This is a genomic window from Sphingobium lignivorans, assembly GCF_014203955.1.
GTDB lineage: Bacteria > Pseudomonadota > Alphaproteobacteria > Sphingomonadales > Sphingomonadaceae > Sphingobium > Sphingobium lignivorans.
Genome location: NZ_JACHKA010000001.1, coordinates 2,463,876 through 2,490,056, shown reverse-complemented (window position 1 = coordinate 2,490,056; position 26,181 = coordinate 2,463,876). Strand labels below are relative to the sequence as shown.

General features: G+C 67.0%; 22 protein-coding genes and 1 pseudogene. 13 read left to right on the top strand and 10 right to left on the bottom strand.

Annotated features, from left to right (window positions below; all coding sequences use genetic code 11):
* Positions 1–175: 175 nt before the first annotated feature.
* Together HNP60_RS11575 and HNP60_RS11570 are read right to left on the bottom strand one after the other, a co-directional pair.
* On the bottom strand, positions 176–1,348 hold the full coding sequence (locus HNP60_RS11575; protein WP_184153815.1) for an acetyl-CoA C-acetyltransferase: 1,173 nt from the start codon (positions 1,346–1,348) through the stop codon (positions 176–178).
* 77 nt (positions 1,349–1,425) lie between these two features.
* A pseudogene (locus tag HNP60_RS11570) lies at positions 1,426–2,449 on the bottom strand (thioesterase domain-containing protein).
* Between the two features lie 103 nt (positions 2,450–2,552).
* Between HNP60_RS11570 and phaR the strand changes: the two are divergent.
* Positions 2,553–3,104 (top strand): polyhydroxyalkanoate synthesis repressor PhaR, encoded by a 552-nt coding sequence (gene phaR, locus HNP60_RS11565; protein WP_014076781.1) that lies wholly within the window; start codon positions 2,553–2,555, stop codon positions 3,102–3,104.
* A gap of 240 nt (positions 3,105–3,344) precedes the next feature.
* Here phaR and HNP60_RS11560 read toward each other — a convergent pair whose 3' ends face one another.
* On the bottom strand, positions 3,345–5,747 hold the full coding sequence (locus tag HNP60_RS11560) for a TonB-dependent receptor (RefSeq protein ID WP_184153812.1): 2,403 nt from the start codon (positions 5,745–5,747) through the stop codon (positions 3,345–3,347).
* Between the two features lie 331 nt (positions 5,748–6,078).
* On the opposite strand from HNP60_RS11560, the gene proS reads away from it, so the two are divergent.
* The 3 genes from proS to HNP60_RS11545 all read left to right on the top strand — a co-directional run bounded on the left by proS (position 6,079) and on the right by HNP60_RS11545 (position 9,247).
* Positions 6,079–7,617 carry a proline--tRNA ligase gene (gene proS, locus HNP60_RS11555; protein WP_184153809.1) on the top strand — a complete coding sequence of 513 codons (1,539 nt, stop codon included), beginning with the start codon at positions 6,079–6,081 and terminating at the stop codon, positions 7,615–7,617.
* Between the two features lie 49 nt (positions 7,618–7,666).
* The gene (locus HNP60_RS11550) at positions 7,667–8,209 is read left to right on the top strand and encodes a P-loop nucleotide/nucleoside kinase family protein (RefSeq protein ID WP_184153806.1); all 543 of its coding nucleotides are present in this window, start codon (positions 7,667–7,669) and stop codon (positions 8,207–8,209) included.
* Between the two features lie 162 nt (positions 8,210–8,371).
* Positions 8,372–9,247: an OmpA family protein gene (locus tag HNP60_RS11545; RefSeq protein WP_184153803.1), complete on the top strand. Its 876-nt coding sequence runs from the start codon at positions 8,372–8,374 to the stop codon at positions 9,245–9,247.
* Between the two features lie 90 nt (positions 9,248–9,337).
* Here HNP60_RS11545 and moaB read toward each other — a convergent pair whose 3' ends face one another.
* Genes moaB through HNP60_RS11530 form a run of 3 tightly spaced genes read right to left on the bottom strand, consistent with a single transcriptional unit; the run spans position 9,338 to position 12,424 of the window.
* On the bottom strand, positions 9,338–9,865 hold the full coding sequence (gene moaB / locus HNP60_RS11540) for a molybdenum cofactor biosynthesis protein B (protein ID WP_014076777.1): 528 nt from the start codon (positions 9,863–9,865) through the stop codon (positions 9,338–9,340).
* Positions 9,855–11,612 (bottom strand): lytic transglycosylase domain-containing protein, encoded by a 1,758-nt coding sequence (locus HNP60_RS11535; protein ID WP_260394851.1) that lies wholly within the window; start codon positions 11,610–11,612, stop codon positions 9,855–9,857. Before HNP60_RS11535 ends, moaB begins: the two co-directional genes overlap by 11 nt.
* Before the next feature lie 11 nt (positions 11,613–11,623).
* Positions 11,624–12,424: a hypothetical protein gene (locus tag HNP60_RS11530; protein WP_184153797.1), complete on the bottom strand. Its 801-nt coding sequence runs from the start codon at positions 12,422–12,424 to the stop codon at positions 11,624–11,626.
* A gap of 116 nt (positions 12,425–12,540) precedes the next feature.
* Here HNP60_RS11530 and HNP60_RS11525 point away from each other — a divergent pair, with 116 nt between their 5' ends.
* Positions 12,541–14,193 (top strand): electron transfer flavoprotein-ubiquinone oxidoreductase, encoded by a 1,653-nt coding sequence (locus HNP60_RS11525; RefSeq protein ID WP_184153794.1) that lies wholly within the window; start codon positions 12,541–12,543, stop codon positions 14,191–14,193.
* Positions 14,194–14,330: 137 nt separating this feature from the next.
* On the top strand, positions 14,331–15,611 hold the full coding sequence (locus HNP60_RS11520) for a M24 family metallopeptidase (protein ID WP_184153791.1): 1,281 nt from the start codon (positions 14,331–14,333) through the stop codon (positions 15,609–15,611).
* A 75-nt stretch (positions 15,612–15,686) separates the two neighbouring features.
* Here the strand turns inward: HNP60_RS11520 and HNP60_RS11515 are convergent, their stop codons facing one another.
* Positions 15,687–15,833 carry a lmo0937 family membrane protein gene (locus tag HNP60_RS11515; RefSeq protein ID WP_014076772.1) on the bottom strand — a complete coding sequence of 49 codons (147 nt, stop codon included), beginning with the start codon at positions 15,831–15,833 and terminating at the stop codon, positions 15,687–15,689.
* Positions 15,834–15,978: 145 nt separating this feature from the next.
* Here HNP60_RS11515 and HNP60_RS11510 point away from each other — a divergent pair, with 145 nt between their 5' ends.
* The 6 genes from HNP60_RS11510 (at position 15,979) to HNP60_RS11485 (ending at position 22,427) form a co-directional block, all read left to right on the top strand.
* Positions 15,979–16,815 (top strand): 4-(cytidine 5'-diphospho)-2-C-methyl-D-erythritol kinase, encoded by an 837-nt coding sequence (locus HNP60_RS11510; RefSeq protein ID WP_184153788.1) that lies wholly within the window; start codon positions 15,979–15,981, stop codon positions 16,813–16,815.
* Between the two features lie 66 nt (positions 16,816–16,881).
* The gene (locus HNP60_RS11505) at positions 16,882–17,598 is read left to right on the top strand and encodes an N-formylglutamate amidohydrolase (RefSeq protein WP_184153785.1); all 717 of its coding nucleotides are present in this window, start codon (positions 16,882–16,884) and stop codon (positions 17,596–17,598) included.
* Between the two features lie 45 nt (positions 17,599–17,643).
* Entirely contained in the window at positions 17,644–19,368 is a 1,725-nt protein-coding gene (ilvD, locus tag HNP60_RS11500) for a dihydroxy-acid dehydratase (protein ID WP_184153782.1), read from the top strand.
* 88 nt (positions 19,369–19,456) lie between these two features.
* Complete coding sequence (locus tag HNP60_RS11495) at positions 19,457–19,858, top strand: hypothetical protein (RefSeq protein ID WP_184153779.1); 402 nt, start codon at positions 19,457–19,459, stop codon at positions 19,856–19,858.
* The gene (locus HNP60_RS11490; protein WP_184153776.1) at positions 19,855–21,222 is read left to right on the top strand and encodes an NAD(P)H-hydrate dehydratase; all 1,368 of its coding nucleotides are present in this window, start codon (positions 19,855–19,857) and stop codon (positions 21,220–21,222) included. Before HNP60_RS11495 ends, HNP60_RS11490 begins: the two co-directional genes overlap by 4 nt.
* Positions 21,219–22,427 (top strand): class I SAM-dependent RNA methyltransferase, encoded by a 1,209-nt coding sequence (locus tag HNP60_RS11485; RefSeq protein ID WP_184153773.1) that lies wholly within the window; start codon positions 21,219–21,221, stop codon positions 22,425–22,427. Before HNP60_RS11490 ends, HNP60_RS11485 begins: the two co-directional genes overlap by 4 nt.
* Here the strand turns inward: HNP60_RS11485 and HNP60_RS11480 are convergent.
* Positions 22,417–22,848, bottom strand: a complete 432-nt coding sequence (locus HNP60_RS11480; protein ID WP_184153770.1) for an MAPEG family protein — start codon at positions 22,846–22,848, stop codon at positions 22,417–22,419. The genes HNP60_RS11485 and HNP60_RS11480 overlap by 11 nt on opposite strands.
* 67 nt (positions 22,849–22,915) lie before the next feature.
* Positions 22,916–24,109, bottom strand: a complete 1,194-nt coding sequence (locus tag HNP60_RS11475; protein WP_184153767.1) for a type III PLP-dependent enzyme — start codon at positions 24,107–24,109, stop codon at positions 22,916–22,918.
* Positions 24,110–24,424: 315 nt separating this feature from the next.
* On the opposite strand from HNP60_RS11475, the gene HNP60_RS11470 reads away from it, so the two are divergent.
* A complete protein-coding gene (locus tag HNP60_RS11470) occupies positions 24,425–24,970 on the top strand; it encodes a hypothetical protein (RefSeq protein ID WP_184153764.1) in 546 nt (181 codons plus the stop codon).
* Between the two features lie 13 nt (positions 24,971–24,983).
* Here the strand turns inward: HNP60_RS11470 and HNP60_RS11465 are convergent, their stop codons facing one another.
* Positions 24,984–26,180 (bottom strand): carboxynorspermidine decarboxylase, encoded by a 1,197-nt coding sequence (locus HNP60_RS11465; protein ID WP_184153761.1) that lies wholly within the window; start codon positions 26,178–26,180, stop codon positions 24,984–24,986.
* Between the last annotated feature and the right edge of the window lies 1 nt (position 26,181).

Sequence of the window (26,181 nt, the reverse complement as noted above, 5' to 3'; positions counted from 1 at the left end):
ATATTTTGTGCGGCGCTTGTACAGGCAATGCCGCTCACTTTGTTTGCGGAATGTCACCGGTCGCTTTCCGGCGGTCGCGAGCAGAATTGTCCGGAAAAGGATGGCGGGGTCTGGCCCCGCCTTCAGGCCGGCGGACAAGCGCCGGGAATCAGGGATCCCCGGCGCTTGTCCGCCTTTACCGTTCCACGCACATCGCGATGCCCATGCCGCCGCCGATGCACAGCGTGGCGAGGCCTTTCTTCGCGTCGCGGCGGCCCATTTCATAGAGAAGGGTCGTGAGGATGCGGGCGCCCGACGCGCCGATCGGGTGGCCGATGGCGATTGCGCCGCCGTTCACGTTCACGATGTCGGGGTTCCAGCCCAGTTCCTTGCCCACGGCCAGCGCCTGCGCAGCGAAGGCTTCGTTCGCTTCGATGAGATCGAGGTCGGCGAGGGACCAGCCCGCCTTCTCGAGCGCCTTGCGGGAAGCGGGCGCCGGGCCGATGCCCATGACCGAGGGATCGACGCCGCAGGTCGCCCAGCTTGCGATGCGGGCCAGCACCGGGGCGCCGCGCCGCGCCGCTTCCTCGGCGCTCATCAGCACCAGCGCCGCCGCGCCGTCGTTGAGGCCGCTGGCATTGCCGGCCGTGACGGTGCCGTCCTTCTTGAAGGCAGCGCGCAGGCCAGCCATCGCCTCGATCGTCGCGCCGGCACGGATATATTCGTCGGTATCGACGATGGTGTCGCCCTTGCGGCCCTTGACGGTGACGGCCGCGATCTCGTCCACGAACCGCCCGGCCGCGCGCGCGGCTTCCGCCTTGTTCTGGCTGGCGGTGGCGAAGGCATCCTGCGCCTCGCGCGTGATCTGGTATTTCTCGGCGACATTCTCGGCCGTGATGCCCATGTGATAGCCATTGAAGGCATCCATCAGGCCGTCATTGACCATCGTGTCGATCAGGCTGACATTGCCCATCTTGGTGCCGCCGCGCAGCTGCTGCGCATGGGGGGAGAGCGACATGCTTTCCTGTCCGCCAGCGACCATGATCGCGGCGTCGCCAGTTTGAATCGCCTGAGCAGCGAGCGCGACGGAGCGCAGGCCCGAGCCGCAGACCTGATTGATGGTGAAGGCCGTCCGGTCGACCGGGATGCCGGCATTGACGGCCGCCTGGCGCACCGGGTTCTGGCCCTGCGCGGCGGTGAGCACTTGCCCGAAGATCACTTCCGAGACTTCGGCCGGGGAAACGCCCGCCTGCTCCAGCGCGGCGAGGATGGCGACACGGCCAAGCTCATGGGCCGGGGTGGTGGCGAAGCTGCCGAGGAAGCTGCCGACCGGCGTGCGCTTGGCGGCAGTGATGACGATATCGGTCATGCTTGACGAATCCCTTGGTTGAGGCGCGGGCAGGGCATGCCCGCGCGCGTGTCAGTCGTCCGCGGGCGCCTGTAGCATCAGCCGCCGCAGCGTGAAAGCCAGTCGCTCAGTCCTCTCCAGAGGCTTTCCTGCGCCCGTCCGCCGATCATCATGCCGACATGGCCGAGCGCGAGGTCGAGGCGTTCGCCGGCGGGCGGCGTGGTCGTCGCGGGGACGATCCGGTCCGTGGTGGACGCCACCGCGAGCGTCGGGCAGTCCAGCGCCGCCGGATCGACGCGCGTGCCATTGATCGACCACGCGCCGACACCTGTCATATTGGCGCCATAGCATCGTTCCGCAAGGTCGCGGGCCGGCCCCGAGCGTGAGCGGCGCGCCTTCATTGGCCCAGTCCTCCAGCGCGATGAAGCCGTGATAAGCGGGGGTATCTTCCTCCATCTCGCCGAACTTTGCATATTTGGCGATCGTGCGCTCGGGATCGAGCGACCAGAAGCCGGACTGGAAAACTTCCATCGGCACGAGCCCAAGCGCTTCGCAGCCGGCCCGGGCATTGTCCCATGTCGCCGCCAGCCGGGTGCGGAAGCTTTCGTCATAGCGGGAGAAGTCCCATGGCGCGGCGATGGTCGCGACGCCTGCTGCGGGTCGGCCCTGCGCGGCGAGCCGGGCAGCCGCACCCAGAGCGAGCGTGCCGCCCAGGCAATAGCCCACGAGCAGCGGCGGCCGTTCCCATCGCGTGGCCAGCGGCAGCAGCAGGGCCTCGACATGATCGGCCAGGTCGCTTGATGCATCGGCCTGCGAGGGATGTCCCCAGTCCAGCAGATAGGCGTCATGCCCTGCGCGCAGCAGGAAGCGCAGCAATGATCGCCGCGGCGTGAGATCCAGCACATCGGGCGGGTTGATGAGCGAGGGCACGAGGATGACCGGCGATCGGCCGCTTTCCGGCCTCGCGCCCTGTTGTGCATCGCCGTTTCGCGTGAGCAAGGTGGTGCGGCCATGTTGCGCAACGGGGCTTGGAGGATCGGTCTCGATCCGGCGCGGCGCGCTCTGATATCGCCGCAGGCCGGCGAAGGCGCGTCGCCGCAATTCCGCATCCTGTGCCGTCACGGACCATAAAATGGAAAGAAACAGCGGGAGCGGACGCGGTCCATGTTGCGATGCGGAAAGAATCGATGCTATGCTGCGGCCTCCGGAGGTTGGAGGATCAGATATGGCGCGGACGAAATCGGGTGGCGAATCAGGTACCATTGTCATCAAGAAGTACGCCAACCGCCGCCTCTATGACACGGAAACCTCCAGTTATATCACGCTAGAACTTCTTTCGCAGATGACCCGGGAGGGCCGGGACTTCGTCGTCGTGGACGCCAAGTCCGGGGAAGACATCACGCACAGCGTGCTGACCCAGATCATCATGGAGGAAGAGCAGCGGGGCGAGAATCTGCTGCCGGTCAGCTTCCTGCGCCAGCTCATCTCGCTCTATGGCGATTCCATGCAGTCGATGGTGCCGCAATATCTCGAAGCGAGCATGGAAGCTTTCCGCAAGAACCAGCAGCAGTTTCAGGAGGCGATGCAGGGCGCGTTCGCCGGCGGCCCCTTCGCGGAGATCGCGAAGCGCAACATGGAAATGCTGAATGCCGCCGCGAATGCCTTCAAGCCCGGTGGCGCCGTCAAGCCGAAGGCCGAGACGGCCACGGACGAGGTCGCCGAACTCAAGGCGCAGCTCGCGGCGCTCAATGCCAAGATCGACAAGCTCGGGGGCTGAAGCCTTCCATCGCCGCTGAGGTGCCCGGCGGCTGATCGCTGCCGGGAAGAGCGGGTTGTTCCGATGAGGAAGCAGGCGCCGGACAGTCTGGCTCGCCCGTGCGAGAAGCGTCACATGAAAGCGTGAAAGGGCGCCGCCGCCTCTTGTGGGGCTTCTGGCGGTAGTCAGCCACGGCGTCTGCAGGGCGCCGGATGAATCATTCCCGGGCGACGCGAGGAACGCCGCCCGGAAATTCTGTCGTCAGAACTTGTAGCCGATCGACACGCCATAAGTGCGCGGCGGCAGCCAGGTGACGCCGATCAGGCGGCCCGTGGCGAGCGCGAAGGTGCTGCTCGGCCGGAAGACGTCGAACAGGTTCTTCGCCCAGAGCTGCGCCCGGATGCGCCCGTCATTGGTCTCATAGGCCAGCGAGGCGTCGACCATGGCATAAGCCGCGCTGCTCTCGATCTCCCGCATATATTCGCTGAAATAGGTGCGGCTCTTGTACGAGACGTCGACGCTCGGCGTGAAGGTGCCGACTGGCGCAACCACGTCATATTCGCCATGGACGTTCCACGACCAGCGCGGGCTGTTGCGCGTGTCGTTGCCCGCGAGTTGGATCTCGCCGCCGCCCGGCGCGCCGAAGGCGGTCGGGTCGGGATTGGTCACCGGATCATAGGGCGTGCCGCCGGCGATGTTGGCGGGATTGAGCGGATCGAGCGTCAGATAGTCGACGAAGTGGGCGTCCGTGTAGGACACGGCACCGCTCAGGCGCAGGCCGCGAGCGGGGCGCAGCAGCACGTCCATCTCGATGCCCTTGGCGCGGGTCTTGGCGGCGTTCTCGAAGATCGTGGTGTAGCCGCTTGGGCCGCCGGCGATCGTCTTGTTCAGCTGCAGGCCGTCCAGCGTGTAGCTGTAGCCGGAGAGATTGACCGTGAGCATGCGGCCGAAGCTCGCCTTGATGCCGACTTCGTGGTTGGTGATCGTCTCGGGGTCCACGATGGTGCGGCTGCCCGAGGCATTCTCGCCGGAGCCCGCCTTGAAGCCTTCCGAGTAGGTGTAATAGACGAGGATGTCGTCGCTGGCCTTCCACTCGATGCCCGCTTCCGGCGTGAAGTCGCGGAACGTCTTCTCGACATGCGTGCTTTCCGGCGTGTGGCGCACGATGGGGCCAAGGCCATTGCGCGTGATGATGATCGACGGGTTTTCCGATTCCACATGCTCGCTGCTCCAGCGTCCGCCGAGCTTGACCGTGAAGGCGGAGAGCGCATCCCCGAACATGCCAAGGCCGATGGCATACTGGCCGAAGATGGAGAAGGCGTCCGTCGACAGGTTGGACTTGGTGCACACGCGCTTGGGCGCGATGATCGTGCTGCCACCGGTCACGCCGTCGGGCGAGTAGCCGCACAGATTATAGGCTTCGGCGAGGCTGATGCCGGCCGCTTCGAGCACCGCGATGTTCTGCGCCATGCCGTTGCGGTTCTGCAGACCCACATTGTCGATCGGGCGCTGGCGCTCATGGAAGTAGAAGACGCCGATGGTGCCGTTGATCCACTCCGAGCTCAGGCCCAGCCGCAGCTCGTTGCTCCACTGCTTGCTGTCGATGCGGCGCTCCTGCACGGTCGTCGCCTGGCCGTTGGTCGGCAGGCTGTCGATGACGGCGGACAGGTCGAGGTCCTGGAACAGCGAGCTCTTGAACGAGCGGTAGTTCGCGATGTTGCTGATCGTGAGGGCATCGTTCAGCGGCACTTCGAGCGTGCCGGTGAAGGCATAGGTCTCGGTCTCGGTGCCGGGATCGGATTCGGTCGCGAGGTCGCGCGGATGCGTGGCATAGCCGCCCACGCCGAGCGGCGCGAGACGCGCTACGCCCGGGAAGGACGCGCGCAGATAATGGATCGCGCCGGATGCGTCGCTCTGGCGGAAATATTCGCCCGCGAGCAGCAGCGAGGCTTCCGGCCCGAGGTCGAACTCGATCTGCGCACGGCCCATCCGCCGGTTGAGATCGTCGACATCCTTGCCGGAGACCGGATTCATGCCGAAGCCGTCCCGATCCTCGGTCTTGATCGCAAGGCGGGCGCGGATGCTGTCGGTGATCGGCCCGCTCACCGCGGCTTCCGCGGTCAGGGCATTGTAGTTGCCGTAGGAAAAGCGGCCATAGCCCTGCAGCGTGGCAGTCGGCTTGGCCGTGATGACGTTGATCGAACCGCCCACGGCATTGCGGCCGTAGAGCGTGCCCTGGGGGCCGCGCAGCACTTCGAGGCGCTCAAGGTCGAACAGCGAGGTCAGCTGCGCTTCCGCGCGCGCCACATAGGCACCGTCGACATGGAAAGCGACGCCCGTCGAGCTGCCGGTGGTCGACGTGTTGGCGCCCACGCCGCGAATGAAGATCTTCGCCTGGTTGAAGTCGCTGCCGAAGTTCACGGAGGGGACGATGGTCTGCAGGTCGGAGATGCTGCTCACGCCCGCATTGACGATGCGGTCCGCGCTGAGCGCGCTCACGGCGGCGCTCACGTCCTGAAGCGACTGCTCGCGCTTCTGGGCCGTGACGATGATTTCGTCACCATAAGTGTCGGCGGTGGTCGTGGAGCCTTGCGGCTGGGTATCCTGCGCGAAGGCGCTGGTGGATGCGAGAAGAATCGCTGGTGCAACAAGCAATGTCTTCATGGTCTCTCTCCTCTTTCTCTCGAGGTTGTGGGTGCCCCGGGCTGATTGCCCCCAAGCGAAGCGCGTGGATCGATGCAAGCGGGAAGGCGTGCTGACGGCGCCGGAGCCCGACGATCTTCCAACCCCTGTGGCTTTTATGACGCGTGCTATTGCATGCAGGACACGGGTGATTGCGAAACATGCATTTGTCGCGCCGAGGGAGGTGTTCGGCCGGCGGTCCATTGCTCGATCGCTGCACCCCGTGCGGCCCGGGCCTATCGAGTGCTTTTTATTTGAGGCCGGCCGCTCTAAAGGCCGTTTCCGATCCATTTCTCACCAAGAAGTCGCAGCTATGAGCATTCCCAATATCAAGCATGCCCTGCCCGTCACCCGCCAGAAGGATTTCGCCGCCTGGTATCAGGCCGTCATCAGTGAGGGCGATCTGGCCGAGGAAAGCGGCGTGCGCGGCTGCATGGTCATCCGCCCGTGGGGCTACGGCATCTGGGAGCGCATCCAGAAGCTCATGGATGCCCGCATCAAGGCGGCGGGGGTGGAGAACTGCTACTTCCCCCTGTTCATTCCCTTGTCCTTCTTCGAGAAGGAGGCCGACCATGTCGATGGCTTTGCCAAGGAGATGGCGGTCGTCACGCATCATCGGCTCAAGGCTATCGACGGCAAGCTCCAGCCGGATCCGGATTCGAAGCTGGAGGAGCCCCTGGTCGTCCGGCCCACATCGGAGACGGTGATCGGGCAGGCGATGAGCCGCTGGGTCCAGAGCTGGCGGGACCTGCCGCTCACGGTCAACCAGTGGGCCAATGTCGTGCGCTGGGAAATGCGCACCCGCATGTTCCTGCGCACCAGCGAATTCCTTTGGCAGGAAGGGCACACGGCGCATGTCGACGAGGCGGATGCCCGCAAGGAAACGATGCGCGCGCTGGAGATGTATCGCGATTTCGCCGAGACCGAGCTCGCCATGCCGGTGATCGCGGGCGAGAAGCCGGAGAATGAGCGCTTCCCCGGCGCCGTCGCCACTTATTCCATCGAGGCGATGATGCAGGACGGCAAGGCGCTGCAGGCCGGCACGTCCCATTATCTGGGCACCGGTTTCGCCGAGGCGGCGAACATCCGCTATCAGGATGCGGAAGGGCAGCAGCAGTTCGCGCACACGACAAGCTGGGGCACGTCCACCCGCATGATCGGCGGGGTCATCATGGTCCATGGCGACGATGACGGGCTGCGCTGTCCGCCGATGATCGCGCCCTGGCAGGTCGTCATCGTGCCGATGCTGCGCGACAATCCGGAAGACGAGGCGGTGCTTGCCTATTGCGCGGAGCTGGCGAAGGCGCTGGGCGATGTGGATGTGTTCCGCGAGCCGCTGCGCGTGCTGCTCGACCGCAAGCCGATCAAGGCCGCCAACAAGCGCTGGTCCTGGGTGAAGAAGGGCGCGCCGATCATCGTCGAGGTGGGCGGGCGTGATGTCGCGGGCGGCAACGTCTCCGTGCTGCGCCGCGACCGGCTCTACAACGACGCCGGCAAGCTCGCGAGTGAGATCCTCCCGAAGGACGATTTCATCGCGCGCGCGGCCGAGACGCTGAAGGACATCCAGGCGACGCTCCACGCCGATGCGAAAAGCCGGCTCGAGGCGAACATCCGCCGCGACGTGACCGACAAGGCCGCGCTCGTCGCCGCGTTCGAAGGGGACAAGCCCGGCTGGGTCGAGGTGGAATGGGCGAGGCCGAGCGGCGCCGCGCTCGACGCGGTCGAGGAGTGGCTGAAGGGGGAGAAGCTCACCCTGCGCAACACCCCGCTCGACGCCGCGCCGGCCACCGGCACCTGCATCTTCACCGGCGAGACGGCGGTGGAGCGGGTGATCGTCGGCCGGAGCTACTGATCCGGAGCCATCCCGGCCGACAGTCTCCGGGGTGCAGGGAGCGTACGTCATGATCGTCGAGATCGCGGGGCAACCCGGCATCGGCAAGTTGACCATCGGCCGCCTGCTCACCGAGCATCTGGTTGGTAGGCTGCTCGACAATCACAGCATCTATAATGTCGGCTTCGCGCTCGCGGAGCCTCGTTCCGAAGCCTTCTACCGGACGGTCCGGGCCGTGCGGGACATTGCGTGGCAGGCCGCAGTGGAGGATCTGCCACCCCAGGTTCCGCTCGTCCTCACCACAGCCAGCGGAACGATCGGCTGGTGGCGCGAGGAGTGGCGCGACGCGGTGATCGATCTCGCGCGTCGCCGCGGGTCGCGCCTGTTCGTCGCGCATCTGCTGTGTTCGGACGACGAGAATCGCCGCCGCATCGCTTCGCCCGATCGGCTGGCCAGCCGCAAGCCGACAGACGTGGCGATCGTGGACCTCAGGGACGAGCGTCAGAGCCTGATCGACCATGGCGACGCACTGCTGGAGCTGGATGTGACCGCCTTGGGCGCCGACGAGGCGGCCACTCGCATCGCGGCATGGGCACGGACTCAGTCACTCTGATTCCGGAAGCGGCGCACCCGTTCCGCATCGGGTCGTCGCACGATCCACTCTGATGGGCGGCAGGATCACGCGTCCCGCCCCGTTGGTTCATCTGGCAGAAAGGTGCCCCTGAACAGCCTGAGCCGGGGCAGTTCGAGGGAGGGGAGTCAGAGGGAGAATTTTATGCGTTTCATGTCCGGAAAACCCAGTCACCATCTTCTTGCGCTCGCCATGCTGGCCATGCCGGTCTCCGGCGGCCTGATGGCGCAGACGCAGGCTGCAGGCAGCGACGACGTCGCCGCCGGCGACGACATCAATATCTACGGGCAACGGATCGACGGGCCTGAGGTCAAGGGCTTCATTTCCGCGCGCAAGGATAACCGGCTGCAGGTCACGACCGAGGACGGCTCGCGGACGGTTGTCGCCTTTGACGAGGCGACCAAGCTCAAGGCCACCAGCGGCCTGTTCGGCCGGCGCACCACGCCGACGACGGAGTCGCTGCTCAATGGTCTTCCGGTGACCATCAAGACTGCCCAGCTGGAAAACGGCGAGCTGGTGGCACGGCAGATCACGTTCAGGAACAATGATTTCAAGACCGCCGCGATGATCCGCACCGGCACCGCGCAGGGCTTCGAGGAGCAGACTGCGGCCACCGAAGCGCTGCGCGGCCGCGTGGGCGATATCGACCAGTATAACGTCAAGAGCACGATCAACGTGAACTTCGACACCGGCAAGGCCGTCCTGTCCCAGCAGGCGAAGGCCGATCTGTGCAATGCCGCCGCGACGGCCGAAGGCATGGACAACGCCCTGCTGCTTGTCGTCGGCTATACCGATGCGACCGGAAGCGAGGACTTCAATCAGGTGCTGAGCGAGAAGCGCGCCGCGCGCGTCGTCAATTATCTGCAGCAGGCCTGCCGCTGGAAGCCCTACCGCATGCTGACGCCGACCGGTATGGCGATGGCGGACCCGGTGGCAGACAACACGACGCCAGAAGGCAAGGCGCAGAACCGCCGCGTCGCGGTGAACGTTCTGGTCAGCAAGGCCGTCGAAGGTTTGTAAGCGCCTGGGGGCGGGCCGCGCTCGCCCCCGGCTCCCGGGCCACGGGTCTGCACGGCTCGGTCCGAAGGGCTCCCGCGAAAGCGGGGGCCCTTATTTTTCCAGCAGTCGCGGCATCAGTTCCACGAAGTTGCAGGGCCGGAACCGGCTGTCGAGCTGGTGCACAAGGATCTGGTCCCAGCCGTCCTTCACTGCGCCGGTCGAACCGGGGAGCGCGAATACATAGGTGCCGCGCGTGACGCAGGCGCAGGCGCGGGACTGTATGGTCGAGGTGCCGATCGACTGGAAGCTGATCCAGCGGAACAGCTCTCCGAAGCCGGGAATGGGCTTGTCCTGGATCTTCTCGATCGCCTCGGGCGTCACATCGCGGCCGGTCACGCCGGTGCCGCCCGTGGTGATGATGACGTCGATCTGCGGATCGTCGATCCAGCGATGCATGTGGGCGAGGATGTCCTCGACACTGTCCCGGCTGATCTCGCGCGCCTTGAGCACATGGCCGGCGGTGGCTATGCGCTCGGCGAGGAGATCGCCGGAGCGGTCGTCAAGGCGAGTGCGACTGTCCGAGACGGTCAGGAGCGCGATGTTGACCGGCAGAAACGGCCGGCTGTCGTCATTGGGCACCGAAGACGACCCCGCTGGGCTCCATGCGCACCGCCACGGTCTGGCCGCTGTCCGGGAAGCGGGTCCACAGGCCCTGCGCCATGGCCGCGAGCGCCGGCGAGGTGCCTTTCTCGTCCATCTGGTAGATCCAGTAATTGCGCAGCACGGCGTTCAGATAGGCCCGCGTCTCGTAATAAGGCACGGATTCGATGAAGAGCAGCGGATCGCCCTCGTCACGCACCTGGACGTTCCATTTCTCGATCGGCACCGGCCCCGCGTTGTAGGCGGCGACGACCTTGGGCAGCAGCCCGCCCGTGGCGCGCATGCGGCTGAGCTTCTTGAGGTAGAGCTGACCCAGCGCGAGGCTTACCGAGGGATCATAGAGCTGGTCGTCCGAGAAGCTCATGCCAGCATCGGCGGCCAGTTCGCCACCCGTGCCGGGGCGAACCTGCATCACGCCGCGCGCGTCCGCCTGGCTGCGGGCATTGGTCTGGAAGCGCGATTCCTGCAAGGCATGCGCATAGACCAGCGCGCGGTCGACCTGCCAGCCGTTCACCGGCGTCCAGTCCGGGCGCGGATAGCGTGCATAAGCGGCGGACATGCGGCCGCTGGGCGATCGCTGCGCGAGCCAGAGTTGCGTGGTGGGCAGCGAGAGATCGGAAGCGAGATGGACGAGCGCGGTGTAAAGGCTGTCGCCGCTCAGCGCCGCTTCGTGGCGCAGCACTTCGTCAGCTTCCGCGCTGCGCCCGAGCGATGCGAGGATCACGGCATTGCGGACATTGGCGCGTGTCGAGAGCGCGGCCCATTCCTCCGCCGAGACATGCCCGCGCGCGAGCGTGGCGCTCGGGCCGAGGCCCAGAGTCTCGCGGGCGAGCAGCCCGTAGAAGGTCTCTTCGTCGCGGGCGGCGGCGCGCAGCAGGGCATTCACGCGCTCGGGCCGCCGGTCGGCCATCACCGCGCGCGCCGCCCAGAAATAGCTGCCGCTGCGCATGTCCGGGTCGGCGCTGTTGACTGCAGCCTGGTAGAAAGCGGTGGCGGCGGCGTTCCATTGCTTCTGGCGCCAGGCGGCGAGGCCGGCGACCCATTGCGCCGGGGCAAGGAAGGCGCCGCTGCCGCCCTGCGCTGCCATGTCGGCGAGGCGGCGGGCATTGGCGATGTCACCGCAGATATAATAGGACCAGGCGAGGCGCTGGCGCAGTTCGGTGCGCCCCTCGATAGTCAGGTCCGCCTCGGCGATCGAGAGCAGGGATTCGCCGTCCGCCGGCTTGTCGTCCTTGATATACTGGAGAAGCTGGCCGCGCAGCTTGTCGGCCGCGGTATCGCCGGAGATCGCGCGCAGGATGCGCCGCTGGGGCGATGTGCCGGTCCACATGAGCTGCCGGGTCGCGGGGAGATCGGGGAGGAGCTGCGCGCCGCGCTTCTTGGCCAGGGCAGCGAGCCGCTCGGCCTGGGGCAGGGTGGGCGCCTTGGCGAGAATGTCGAGCAGGTCGAACAGTTCGACGCGCGGCGAGCCCTTGGCAAGATAGAGTTCGGCGAGCAGGTGCGCGCGCATGCTGTCCGTCTCGTCGAGCGCGAGGATCGCCGTCTTTGCCTCGGCCCAGCGCTGGTCGTTCAGTGCGGCGACCACCACGCCATAGCGCGCGCGCTCGTCCGCGCTGACCGGCACGATCGCCGATCCGTTCTTCGCGATGGCCGTCGCTGCCGTCGGGGCCGCCGCTGCCGGAGCGGCCAGTCCGCCGAAGCTTATCGCCGCGAGAAGCGCGGCCATCCTTGCGCGAGTCATCCGTTCAATACCCCATGGAGCAGGCGCAGGGCCTGCCAGCTTCTGGCCTTCGCTGCCGGCCGGTTCATCAGCAAATCCGGCCCGGGCAGCGCGACCGCGCTCGTCCCGCCGCCTGAATGGGCGATCTCGGGCAGGATGTCCATGCCCGGCCGCCATGGCGCGCCGATCAGGGCGCGGCTGGTACGATCGCTCAGGATCACGGCGCCGCCGGGCCGGGCAAGGCCCAGATAATGCGTCATCCGCTCCGCGAGCCGCGCCAGCGTCGCTTCATCGAGCAGGGAACCGGGCGGGCGCCGTGTCGCGAGCGAGGCGATTGCCATGTCATCAGCGTTCAGGCCCAAGCTGGCCGCCATCGCCTCGACGAAATGCCGCTGCTCGGGTGCCAGCACCGTCTCGCCGTCGCTCGCCTGCGCCCATGGCATCTCGACGATGAACAGCAAGCGCATCTGTTCGCGCAGAGGCGGCAGGATCTGGGGGCCGCTCCATGTGGCTTCCGGCTGGTCCGGATCGCTGGCGAGCCAGGCAAGGAATGCGGGGAGATCGCCCGGCATCGGCGCGGCAATGGAGGCTGGGGCAGGGGCGTGCGCGACAGGGGCTGTGGTCAGGGCAGGCGCGGCCGATATTTCGGGCGGCTGCGCCCGATCGGCACCCGGCGTCTCCTGCCAGAACGGCGCCGGACGCGCCGTTCGCCAGCCATGGGCGCCGGATTCGGTCGCGCAGTGCAGTCCCGCATCGCGCCACCACAGCGCGTAGGACCGGACCGCCTCCTCCAGACTGCTTTGTTCTCTACCCCGCATCGCGCTGCTAAGAGACAGAGGTTGACGGCGCGGTCAACTCTGCCGCATCGCGGGTGACCGCAAGACGTTTGAGAATTGCGGCGACCGGACCCCGGTCGATGCAACGGAGAGCCATCATGTCCGAACGGGAATCCATGCCATATGACGTGGTGATCGTTGGCGGCGGGCCCGCGGGCCTGAGCGCCGCGATCCGCCTGAAGCAGCGCGCCGCCGAAACCGGCGCCGAGCTCAGCGTCTGCGTGCTGGAAAAAGGTTCGGAAATCGGCGCGCATATTCTCTCGGGCGCCGTGATCGATCCCCGGGCGCTGGACGAGCTTCTGCCGGACTGGCGGAACACGGATTGCCCGCTCGCCCAGGTGCCGGTCACCGAGAATGTCCACTGGTTCCTCAGTGCGTCCGGCAAGGTTGCGATCCCGCACATCTTCACGCCGCCCTTCATGCACAACAAGGGCACGTACACCGGTTCGCTCGGTTCGCTGTGCCGCTGGCTGGCGGAGCAGGCGGAAGGGCTGGGCGTGGAAATCTTCCCCGGCTTCCCCGCCGCCGAGATCCTCTATCATGAGGACGGGTCGGTGAAGGGCGTCGCCACCGGCGACATGGGCATCGCGCGCGATGGCAGCCGCAAGCCCGATTATCAGCCCGGTCTCGAGCTTCACGCGCGCTACACGCTCTTTGCCGAGGGCGCGCGCGGCCATCTCACCAAGCAGCTCAAGGCGCGCTTCGATCTGGAGGCGGATTGCGATCCCCAGACCTACGGGCTGGGCTGCAAGGAGCTGTGGGACATCGATCCGGCGAAGCATGTTCCCGGCCGCGTCATCCACACGCAGGGCTGGCCGCTGACGGACGCTTATGGCGGCGGCTTCCTCTATCATCAGGCGAACGGGCAGGTGGCGCTCGGCTTCGTGGTCGGCCTGGGCTACCGCAATCCCCATCTCAGCCCGTTCGAGGAATTCCAGCGCTGGAAGCAGCATCCCGCGATCCGCGCGGTGCTGGAAGGCGGCAAGCGCGTTTCCTATGGCGCGCGCGTCATCAATGAAGGCGGCTGGCAGTCCGTGCCCCGCCTGGTGATGCCCGGCGCCGCGCTCATCGGCTGCTCGGCCGGCTTCGTGAACGTGCCGCGCATCAAGGGCACGCATACCGCCATGAAGTCCGCCATGCTGGCTGCCGACGCCGCGTTCGATGCGGTCGCGGCGGATCGCTCCGGCGACACGCTGGAGGCCTATCCCGCTGCTCTCGATACGAGCTGGGTGGCGGACGAGCTCAAGATGGTGCGCAATGCCGGGCCCGCGCTGGCCCGGTTCGGCAACACGCTCGGCACGCTGGCGGCCGGCATCGACATGTGGATGCGCCAGCTGCGCATCGGCCTGCCGATCACGCTGCGCAACAAGGCCGATCACACCAAGCTCTGGCGCAGGGACCAGTGCCACAGGATCGATTATCCCCGGCCCGATGGCGTCATCAGCTTCGATCGCCTCTCGTCGGTGTTTCTCTCGGGCACGAATCACGAGGAGGACCAGCCGGTCCATCTTCAGCTCAAGGACCCGGACGTGCCGATCCGCTATAATCTGCCGCTCTATGACGAGCCTGCCCAGCGTTACTGCCCGGCCGGCGTCTATGAGGTGCTGACTGACGAGGAAGGCGAGGCCCGGTTCCAGATCAACGCGCAGAACTGCGTCCATTGCAAGACCTGCGACATCAAGGATCCGTTGCAGAACATCAATTGGGTGGCGCCCGAGGGCGGCGGCGGGCCGACTTATCCGAACATGTGAAGGGTCTGCACCCTTGCCTGGACGGCTTTCGTCAGCGGCCGCTTGGGCCCTCACATTGGCATTGCCGATGAACGGATAATGCGGTTATCCATATCGTCTACGATCTACGATCGATCTTTTTATCTTGAGGGGGCTCGATGATGGGACAATTGCCGCGGCCTTCGCGCCGCCAGTGGCTTGCCGGGGCGGGGGGTGCGCTTTTCCTGGGTGCCAGCCTCGCGCGCTCGCCTGTCGTCCGGGCCGCCGAGCCGGATCTGGCGCAACTCAAGAGCCTCACCAGCGGCCTTGCCCCCATCAGCACGGCGGAGCGCGCCGCGCGTGTGCAGCGGGCGCAGGCGCTCATGCGCGAGAACGGGATCGGCGCGGTGCTCATCGAGCCGGGATCGAGCCTCGTCTATTTCACCGGCATCAAATGGTGGCGCAGCGAGCGGCTGACCGCCGTGATCCTGCCGGCCGAGGGCGAGGCAGGCATCGTCACGCCGTTCTTCGAGGCGCCTTCCATCGAGCAGATGCTGGACATCAAGGCGGAGGTGCGCGTCTGGCAGGAAGATGAGGATCCGCTCAAGCTCGTCGCCGGGTTCCTCAAGGATCGGGGCCTGGCCCGGCGGCCGGTCGGTATCGAGGAAACCGTGCGCTACCTCGCCATCGATGGGCTGAAGCGGGCCTTGCCGGACGTGAAGCTGGTGTCGGCCAATCCCGTCGTGCGCGGTTGCCGGATGCGCAAGACGCCGGCCGAGATCGCGCTGATGCAGGGCGCGAACGACGTGACAATGGCGGCCTATCGCTGGGTCTATCCGCGCGTCGAGAAAGGCATGAGCCAGGCGGACCTTGCCGGACTCATTGAGGCGGCGAGCATCCGGCTGGGCGGCGAAGCCCCGGGCTCGCTCATCCTGATCGGCGAAGGTACGGCCTATCCGCATGGCAGCATCGTGCCGGAAACGGTGGGCGAGGGGCGCGTGGTGCTGTTCGATTGCGGCTGCTCGGTGAAGGGCTATGCCTCGGATATCTCGCGCACATTCGTTTACGGGACGCCCAGTGCGCTGCAGCGCAAGGTGTGGAGCGAGATGGCGCGCGGCCAGCAGGTTGCGAACGCAGCCGCGAAGATCGGCACGCCCGCCGGCAAGGTGGACGATGCCGTGCGCGCTTACTATGAATCACTGGGCTATGGGCCGCGCTACACGCTGCCCGGCCTCTCCCATCGCACAGGCCATGGCATCGGCATGGACGGGCACGAGCCGATCAATCTCGTCCATGGCGAAACCACGCCACTGGCCGAGGGCATGTGCTTCTCGAACGAGCCGGGCATCTACCTGCCGGGCCAGTTCGGCATGCGGCTGGAAGATTGCTTCCACATGACGGCCACGGGTCCCAAATGGTTTACCGAGCCGCCAACGTCGATGGATGCGCCGTTCGGCTGAGCGAGCGGCGAAGGCAAGCCGGCGGTGGAGCAGGTTCTGACGCGAACCTCCTCCACGCGTCCGGCAGGGCGGCGATTATAGCGATCGGCGTCCGGTGATGAGCTGGAACACGAAGATCACCCCTGCCACCAGCAGCAGCAGGTGAATGAGGCCGCCGCCCACCTGAGCGACGAAACCGAGCAGCCACAGCACGAGCAGCACGGCGATGATGGTCCAGAGCATGGAGCATTCTCCCGATCAATGATGAACAGACCATCATGAGACGGTCCGGGCGGCGGAAAGTTCCGCCGGCCGATCACGAGCGATGGAAGAGCCTGTCCAAATCAGCGCAAGACAAGCGGCCGGGAGCGTCGCTAAGAGAGCGCCCATGCAGGTTCCGGCTCTTTCTGAAATCGCGTTTGCGAAGGTCAATCTGGCGCTCCATGTCCGCGCGCGCCGGGCGGATGGCTATCATGAGCTGGAGAGCCTGTTCGCCTTCTGCACCGATGGCGACGTGCTAGGCGCCACCGCGCGCGAGGACGGCGCGCTGACGCTGGCGATCGAGGGGCCATTCGCCGATGATCTGTCCGCCGGGGAGGACAATCTCGTCCTGCGGGCGGCGCGGGCGTTGCGCGAGGCCGCGGGCATCCGGTCCGGGGCCGATCTGATGCTCGACAAGCGCCTTCCCGTCGCGTCCGGCATTGGCGGCGGCTCGGCGGATGCGGCGGCGGCCCTGCGCCTCCTGCTGCGCCTGTGGGCCATTTCCCCGGCTGATGTCGATCTGGCGCGCATCGCCGCCGCGCTCGGCGCGGATGTGCCGGCCTGCCTCGGTTCGCACACCGTGTTCGGCGCGGGGATCGGCGAGAAGCTGGAGCCGGTGGCGCTCGATCTGGCCGACATGCCGGTTCTGCTCGTCAATCCGCTGGTCGCCTGTCCGACGGGGCCCGTGTTCGCCGCATGGGACGGGGAAGATCGCGGCCCGCTCGATCCGCTCGACTGGGCGCGCGGGCGAAACGATCTTGCCGCGCCCGCCATGGAGGTGGTGCCGGAGATCGACGAGGTGCTGGCCGTGCTGCGCGCGCAATTGCCACGCCTCGCCCGGATGTCCGGCTCGGGCGCCACCTGTTTCGGCCTGTTCGCGAGCACGGCCGAGCGGGATGCCGCCGCGACGCGCATCGACCGGGATCATCCCGACTGGTGGACGCTCTCCACGCGCCTGCGCTGAAGAGGGGCAACTCTCCGGCCGGCACAGCCTCTTTCGGCGAAGCGATCCTGCCTCTAGGATGGCCCGATGACGTCTCCCTTCCATATCCTCGGCGACAGCGGCGCGCCGATCCTCATCGTCGCCGACCATGCCTCCAATGCGGTGCCCGACGGCATCGATCTCGGCGTGCCTCCGGCGCTCATGCACGAGCATGTCGCGCTGGATATTGGCGTTGCGGAGGTGGCCGAGCTGCTCGTCCGGCGAGGTGGATGCTGCGCCATCCTGGGCGGCGTCTCCCGTCTCGTCATCGACTATAATCGCGAGCCCGATGCCGCCGGTCTTGTCCCCGTGCACAGCGACGGCCACCATGTCGAAGGTAATGGCACGGCCGATGTCGCCGACCGGCTGCTGCGCTTCTATGACCCCTATCATGCGCAGGTGGAGCGACTCGCCGGGCAGGCGCACCGGCCCTTCATCCTTTCCCTGCACAGCTTCACGCCCGGTCTGCGCAGCCGCCCGGAGGAAGCGCGCCCGTGGGAGATCGGCATTCTCTACAACGAGGATGATCGCGCCGCGCGCATCGCCATTCCCCTGCTTTCGGCCGCCGGACTCGTGGTGGGCGACCAGCAGCCTTATTCGGGCAAGCTGCTCAATGCCTCCATGAACCGCCATGCCGAGGCGCACGGTCGTCCTTATCTCGGCGTGGAGATGCGGCAGGATCTGGTGAGCGACGCGGCGGGGCAGGCGCGCTTCGCGGAAATTCTGGGTCCGGTTCTGGAGCAATGCCGCAAGAGTCTTGCGTGAAAGGGCCCAAAGGTGGAAAGGGACCCGCAAAACGCAGAGGACTCCATGACCCACCAGTTCGACAAGTCGAAGCTCCCCAGCCGCCATGTTTCGGTCGGCGTCGAGAGCGCCCCGCACCGCAGCTATTATTATGCGATGGGCTGGAAGGAAGAGGATATTGCGAAGCCCTTCGTGGCGCTCGCCTCTGCCGGCAATGATTCCGCTCCCTGCAACACCACGCTCGACCAGCAGGCAGACTGGGCCCGGGAAGGCGTGATGGCGGCGGGCGGCACGCCGTTCCGCTTCAACACCATCACCGTAACCGACGGCATCGCCATGGGCCATCAGGGCATGAAGTCCTCGCTGGTGAGCCGGGAAGTGATCGCGGATTCGGTCGAGCTGTCGGTGCGCGGCCACTGCTATGACGCGCTCGTTGCCTTTGCTGGCTGCGACAAGTCTCTCCCGGGCATGATGATGGCGATGCTGCGCCTCAATGTGCCCGCCATCTTCGTCTATGGTGGCTCGATCCTGCCGGGCACTTACAAGGACCGCGACGATCTCACCGTCATTGACGTGTTCGAGGCCGTCGGGCGCTATTCCGCCGGCAATTGCCCGCTTGCCGAGGTCGTCGCCATCGAGAAGGCAGCCTGCCCCGGCCATGGCGCGTGCGGCGGGCAATATACCGCCAACACCATGGCCTGCGTGGCCGAGGCGATCGGCCTCTCGCTGCCCAACAGCAACATGGCGCCCGCGCCCTACAAGAGCCGGCAGGAAATCGCCGTGGCGGCCGGCAAGCAGATCATGGACGTGCTGGCCCGCAACATCCGCCCGCGCGACATTTGCACGCGCGAAGCGTTCGAGAATGCCGCGCGCATCGTCGCGGCGACCGGCGGCTCCACCAACGGCGCGCTGCACCTGCCCGCCATGGCGAACGAATGCGGCATCGCGTTCGACCTGTTCGACGTCGCGGAGATCTTCAAGACCACGCCCTACATGGCGGATCTCAAGCCCGGCGGTCGCTATGTCGCGAAGGACATGCATGCCGCCGGTGGCATCTACATGCTGATGAAGTCGCTGGCGCAGACCGGCCTGCTGCATCTCGACTGCATGACCGTGACCGGCAAGACGCTGGGCGAGAATATCGACGAAGTCACCTGGAACCCCGACCAGAAAGTGATCTACGACGCGAAGACGCCGATCACGCCGACCGGCGGGGTCGTCGGCCTCAAGGGCAGCCTCGCACCGGAAGGCGCGATCGTGAAAGTGGCGGGCATGAAGCGCCTGCAATTCACGGGCACAGCCAAGGTGTTCGAGCGCGAGGAAGATGCGTTCGCGGCGGTGGAGGCGCAGCAGATCGTGGACGGCGACGTCGTCGTCATCCGCTACGAGGGCCCCAAGGGCGGCCCCGGCATGCGCGAGATGCTCTCCACTACGGCGGCGCTTTACGGGCAAGGGCTGGGCGAGAAGGTCGCGCTCATCACCGATGGCCGCTTCTCCGGCGGCACGCGCGGCTTCTGCATCGGCCATGTCGGCCCGGAAGCGGCGGACGGCGGACCGATCGCGCTGATCGAAAATGGCGATACCATTGCCATCGATGCGGAAGCGGGCACCATCGATCTGCTGGTCGACGGTACCGTGCTGGCCGAGCGCCGGGCGAAGTGGCAGCCGCGCACCAATGATTATCAGGCCGGCGCGCTGTGGCGCTATTCGCGCAATGTCGGCCCGGCCCGCACCGGCGCGGTCACGCACCCCGGTGCTCGCGCCGAAACGCATGTCTATGCGGATATCTAGGAGCGGCACTGGTCTGGCACGATCCGCTCCGTCGGCTCCGGCCGGGTCGGGGGCAAGCGTCGCCCGGTCGGCGGGCGTTCAGCTCGTTATGGCCGCCGCACTGCTGCTCGGCGGTTGCGGGCAGGCGGGTCCGGGTGACGACGCCGATCCGGCTGCGCCCCCAGTCTCTCCCGCCGAAGCCATGAAGCGCTGGGTGGATGGCGCCACCGATGGGCGGACCCGCATTCCCTGCGCAATGGGCCGGGATGCGCCCCTCGCGGAGGATTGCCGGATCGAGACCGTGGAGGATGCGCAGGGCCGGGTCTTCATCCTGTCGCGGCCAGACGGCGGGTTCCGCCGCGTGCGGCTGGATGCCGATGGCACGCTCGCCGCCGCGGATGGCGCTATCGAGCCGCGCACTGCGCGCAGCGGTTCCGCCGTCGCGATCCTGTTCGGCGAGGAGCGCTATGCGTTGCCGGTGAGTGCGCTCGAGGGCGGGCGCGCGCCATGAGGGGCGGCCCTATCCTATCCGTCGCGCAGATGCGGACGGCGGAGCAGGCGCTGTTCGATGCCGGCGTCGATCCTTACGCCTTGATGTGCCGCGCGGGCGAAGGCGCGGCGGAGGTGATCTGGCGCGCCGGCCATCTGCGCGAGACGTTGGTGCTCTGCGGTCCGGGCAACAATGGCGGGGATGGCTATGTCGTGGCGCGTGCGCTGCGTGATCTGGGCGTGCCGGTCCGGGTGGCCGCGCTGGCCGCGCCGGGGACCGACAGCGCCCGCAAGGCGCGTGCGGCATGGGGCGGGCCGGTGGAGACGCTGGAAGAGGCGGCACCCGCCGCGCAGCTTGTCGACGCGCTGTTCGGCATCGGCCTCACCCGGGGGCTCGCGCCCGATCCCGCGGAAAGGCTGGCCCAGCTCGTCGATGCTGCGCAGCATAGCTATGCTATCGATGTGCCGAGCGGTGTGGAAAGCGATGCGGCCATTGCCTTGTCTCCCGTCCCGGTGTTCACGCATTGCATTTCGCTGGGCGCGTGGAAGCCCGCCCATGTGCTGATGCCCTCGGCCGCGCTCGCCGCGCAGCATTGGCTCGTCGACATCGGCATTGCGGCCCCGGCGGAGGGCGCCATGGCACTGGCAGCGCCGCGCTTTGGTGCGCCCGCGCGGGATGCGCACAAATATACGCGCGGGCTGGTAGCGGTCGTGGCCGGTGACATGCCCGGCGCATCGGGCCTGTCGGCGGAAGCGGCGGCGCGCTCGGGTGCGGGCTATGTCCGCCTGCTCGGCGATGCGGCCGAGCCCGGCCTCAGCCATGCGATCGTGCGCAGCAAGGCGCTGGCGTTCGACCGCGCGCGGGCCGTGCTGGTCGGGCCCGGGCTGGGCAGGGGAGAAGCGGCATGGCAGCGCCTGTCCGCCGCGCTCGAGGCCGGCATCCCGCTTGTGGCGGACGCCGATGCGCTGTGGCTGATCGGCGAGCGCAAGCCGGCATGGGCACGGCCCCCCGCGATCCTCACGCCCCATGAGGGGGAGTTCGCGCATCTGTTCGGCACACTCGCCGGCAACAAGATCGATCGCACGCGGCAGGCCGCGACGCACATGGAGACCGTGATCGTGCACAAGGGAACGGACACGGTGATTGCCGCGCCGGATGGCCGCTGCGTCGTTGCGCCCCCGGCTTCCGCCTGGCTTTCCACTGCGGGCACCGGTGACGTGCTCGCCGGCCTGTGTGCCGGGCGTCTCGCGGTCACCGTCGATGCGTTTCGCGCGGCTTGCGAGGCGGTCTGGCTCCAGGGCGAGGCAGCACGGCGCGCTGGCGCGGCCTTCGTTGCGGACGATCTTCTCGTCCATCTTCCCGCCGCCCTGGAGAGTGCCCTGTGAGCGATCCCGATCTCATCGTGCGCATAGCGGCGCGGGGCGACGGCGTCACCGCCGATGGGCGCCATGTCGCAGGCAGCGCGCCGGGCGATCGGCTGCTCGTGGACGGGACGCTGATCAAGGGCCCCGATCATGTCGCCCCGGTCTGCCGGCACTTTCCGGAATGCGGCGGCTGCCAGCTCCAGCACCTCTCTGACGGGGCTTATGCCGATTATGTGCGTAGCCGCGTCGCGGGCGCGCTGGCCGGGCAGGGTGTGAGCGCGGGGGATGTCCCGCTCGCTTATGTCTCGCCGCCGCGCAGCCGCCGCCGCGCCAGTCTGCGTGCGCTGCGGCTCGGCAAGCGGGTGCAGGTCGGGTTCAGCGCGCAGGGCAGCCATCGCATGGTCGATCTCGCCCAGTGCGAGGTTCTGGAACCGCGCCTGTTCGCACTGGTGGCGCCGCTGCGCAGCCTGTTCGCCCGCCATCTGCGTGATCGCCAACCCGCCACGGTAGACATGGCGCTGGTCGATCAGGGCGTCGATCTGGTGCTGAGCGGCCTTGCCGTCGATGGGCTGGCCGTGACCGAGGCGCTGCTGGATTTCGCACGCGAGAACAAGCTGGCCCGGCTCCTGCTGGACGATGGGGACGCGCCTATGACCTTGTGGGAGCCCGATCCGGTCACTGTCCGTTTCGGCGAGGTCGCGGTTGGCTTCCCGCCGCGCGCTTTCCTTCAGGCCACGCGTGACGGAGAAGCCGCGCTGGTCGCGGCGGTCCGCGGCGCGATCGGCGATGCACGCATGGTGGCCGACCTGTTTGCCGGCCTCGGCACGTTCGCGCTGTCGCTGGCGAATGACGTGCCCGGGCGCAAACTCTATGCCGCGGAGGCCGCGCGCGATCTGGTGCTGGCCCTGCAGGCCGGTGGCAATCGTCTGCCCGGCCGCGTCTTCCCCGAGCATCGCGATCTGTTCCGCCGCCCGCTCACGCCGAAGGAGCTGGACCGGTTCGATGCCGTGATCCTCGATCCGCCGCGCGCCGGCGCGCGCGAGCAGGTGCTGCAGCTCGCGGCTGCCCAGGTGCCGGTCATTGCTTATGTCTCGTGCAATCCGGCAAGCTTCGCCCGCGATGCCGCCACTCTGATCGAGAGCGGCTATGTGCTCGAACAGGCGCGACCGGTCGGGCAATTCCGCTGGTCGACGCATGTCGAGCTGGTCGGCACTTTCAGGCGTTAAGGGCCCCCAGCAGCCCGTTGGCGGCGAGGACGAGCAGCAGCAGCGAGGAAAGAAAGAACAGGCCTGCCCGCACCGGGATAGTGTTCACCGTGGCCTGCCAGATGCTGTGCACGACGCGGAGCGCGACATAGGCCCAGGCGAGCCCGACATTGAGGGGCGAGCCTTGTCCCAGCACGGCCAGCGCCAGCACCGTCGCATAGAAGATCGTCGGCTGTTCCATGAGATGCGCATAATTGTGCGCGGGCCAGTTGATCTCGCGCGGCAGCACCCGGTCGAGATCCTGCCCCCGTCCGCCGCGCGCCTGATGCGGCGGGATCTTGAGCCGCGCCAGTGCCGGCATTCGCAGCGTCGCCATCCAGATCAGCATGATGAGCGACCAGATCACCAGCGTGAGGACCGGCGGGATCAGATTTGTGGACATGGAAAACCTCCCCGGAGTTGATCCGGGGAGGCTGTCTCAACGCATTTCAGTTGTCAATTGACACTGATCAGCGGCGCAATTGCACCACGTTGGAAAGCGAGGGCGCTGGCGCCTCGTCGCGATAGAGGCTCGCCATCGGCTCGTCCGCGACTTCGCAGATCGTGTCCGCGCCAAAGCCGTTGAACTCGGTCCGCATGGCGCTGCCATAGGCGCCGAGCATGCCGATTTCCACGAAGTCGCCGGCCTTGACGTCGGCCGGCAGCATGAAGGGACCGGCCATATGGTCCATGTCGTCGCAGGTCGGGCCGTAGAAGCTGAACGGCACCATGTCGGCCTCATTGGCTTCCGCCCGCAGCAGCTGCACCGGGAAGCGCCATCCGAGATGCGCGGCGTCGAACAGCGCGCCATAAGCGCCGTCGTTGATGTAGAGCTCATTGCCGCGACGGCGCTCCACTCGCACAAGGAGAGAGCTGTACTCGGCGCTCAGGGCCCGGCCCGGCTCGCACCAGAGCTCGGCCGAATAGGAAATCGGCAGGCTCTCGAAGGCGCGATGGATGGCGCGGAAATAATCCTCGAGCGGCGGCGGCTCCATGCCCGGATAGCTGGAGGGGAAGCCCCCGCCCACATCCACGATGTCCACCGTGACGGACGCATCGACGATCGCCGCGCGCACGCGCTCGATGGCCTGCGTGTAGGCATGGGGCGACATCGCCTGGCTGCCGACATGGAAGCAGATGCCCAGAGCGTCCGCCACCTGGCGAGTGGCCATCAGCAGATCGCGCGCATCGGCCAGCTCGCAACCGAACTTGGACGCGAGGCTGAGCTTGCTGTGCTCGGAGGAGACGCGCAGGCGGACGCACAGTTCGAGATCCGTGGCGCCCCGCGTCGCGCGGACGATCTTCTCCAGCTCCTCGATCGAATCGAGCGAGAAGGTGCGCACGCCGTGCTGGAAATAAGCCTCGCGAATGGCTTCTTCGGCCTTCACCGGGTGCATGAAGCAGAGCTTGGCACGGGGCAGGGTCCGCGCGGCCAGCCGCACTTCCGTGATCGATGCCACGTCGAAATGCGTGATGCCCGCCGACCAGAGCGTCCTGAGCAGCTCTGGCGAGGGATTGGCCTTGACGGCATAGAGCGAGCGTCCCGGGAACTTCTGCGAGAAGAACCGGGCGGCGCGGGCCGCAGCCTGCGGGCGAATGAGCGTTACCGGTGCTGCCGGTTTGAGGGAAAGAGCTACCCCCAGCGCGCTATGGTGCTTGTACAACTCAAGGGACCTCCAGTGGGTATCAGCCAAACAAAGCTGCCTTGCGGTGGAAGTCCCATGGGGCAGCAGGGGTGCGCATATATGGCCTGCATGGGGGTCTGTAAAGACCGGGGGCAAAAGAATCGCGTGATGGAAATCCTGAATTTCCCGCGATTTTACCGCGCGCTTCATGAAATGGCGGCCTTCCCGGCTCAATCAACCCCCGGCCGGGCGACATGGGTCGAATCGAGCCGTTCGCAGGACGCGGGGAGGGTTATCGCCTGTTAACCTTCTTCATTTACGTCGCGTTCGGCCAGTTATTTTCAGGAGGTGTCCATGTCGCTCATTGCCTATCTCGGGACCGACACGTCAGGGTCCTCGGGCACGCTTTCTCCCACCGCGCTGTCCGTCCAGCAGACCATCGCCCGCGTGACGTCCGGCACCGGCAAGAGCGGGACGGCCGGCACGAGCGGGGCCTCCCGAACCTCGCACGTGCTCATCACCATTCAGGCGCGTCGCGCGGCGGCCGAGAAGGCCGATGCCGGCAAGGACGGCGCGGCGCTCGCGGGCGAATTGCGCAAGGGGCTGGACGAGGCTTATGCGGCAGCGGGCACGAAGGACACCGCCGACCTGACGGCGTTCAGCGGCCGCGCCCTCGCCATCATCGCGCTGGGCGAGGGCAATGGTTTCAGCAAGACGGAGGCGGCCGCCGCGAAGCTGGAACTGCGCGCCCGTGACCGGCAGAGCCTCATCCAGCACATGACCGCCACGCCGCTGACCGCCGCTTCGCTCACGGCCTTCCAGAACGAGCGGCTGGCCGCGCAGGCGCTGATGAGCGCGGAAGAACAGCAGCTGCGTGAGGCCAGTCCCGCGCTGCGCTGAACGACGCGGCGGATCAGCTCAGCCGGTTCTTGAAGTCCTCATAGCCGAAGCTGCGCACCTCGCGCAGTTCGTCCGTCTCGCTGTCCCACAGCCAGATGGAGGGCAGCGGCACACCGTTGAATGTATTGGTCTTCACCATCGAATAATGCGCCTGATCGAGGAAGGCGATGCGTCGCCCCGGCTCCGCCGGCACCGGCAGCGCATAGTCGCCGATGATGTCGCCGGCGAGGCATGAGGGGCCGCCCAGCCGCACCAGCGGTGCGGCCGGATCCGCGATGCGCTCGCCCAGCATGGCCGGGCGATAGGGCGCCTCGATCACGTCCGGCATATGGCATGTCGCCGAGATGTCTGTCACCGCGACCGGCATGCCGTTGTCGATCACGTCGAGAAGCTCGCCCACCAGAATGCCTGCATCGAGCGCCACGGCTTCGCCCGGCTCGAGATAGACGTCGAGGCCGGTCTGCTGCTGCACCTGCTGCAGGAAGGCGATCAGCTCCTCACGCTGATAGTCGGCGCGGGTGATGTGGTGCCCGCCGCCGAAGTTCAGCCATTTGAGCTGCCCGAAATAATGCCGCAGACTGGGCTCGACGGCTGCCCAGGTGCGGGCCAGCGGCACGAAGTCCTGCTCGCACAGCGAGTGGAAGTGAATGCCTTCCACGCCTTCGAGATGCTCGGGCCGAAGCTGGTCGATGGGGAAGCCGAGCCGGCTGTGTGGCTGGCACGGGTCATATTTGGCGACCTCGCCCTCGGCGTGGAGCGGATTGATCCGCAGGCCGATGTCGAACCGACCGCCATTGGCGCGCTGGGCATCGAGGATCGGCCGGAAGCGGTCGTGCTGGCCGGGCGAATTGAAGATGATATGGTCGGAAAGCGCGCAGATTTCCGGCAGGTCGACTGCCTTATATCCCGCGCAATAGGTCGCCACTTCGCCCTTCTCGTCCAGCCCGCTATATTCCTCGCGACCAAGGCGCGCTTCATAGAGGCCGGATGCGCATACGCCGTCGAGATAGGCGGAGACGGTTGGCCCGAGCGCCCACATCGAGAAGGCCTTGAGCGCCGCGAGCATGCGGATGCCGCCGCGATCCCGCACGTCCCGCAGGATGGCGAGATTGCGCCGCACGGCCGCCGCATCCACCACGAAAGCGGGCGAGGGCACGCGGTTGAGGTCGAAACGGGCGAAGGCTCCGGGGTCGCCGGCTCTGGTTTCCATA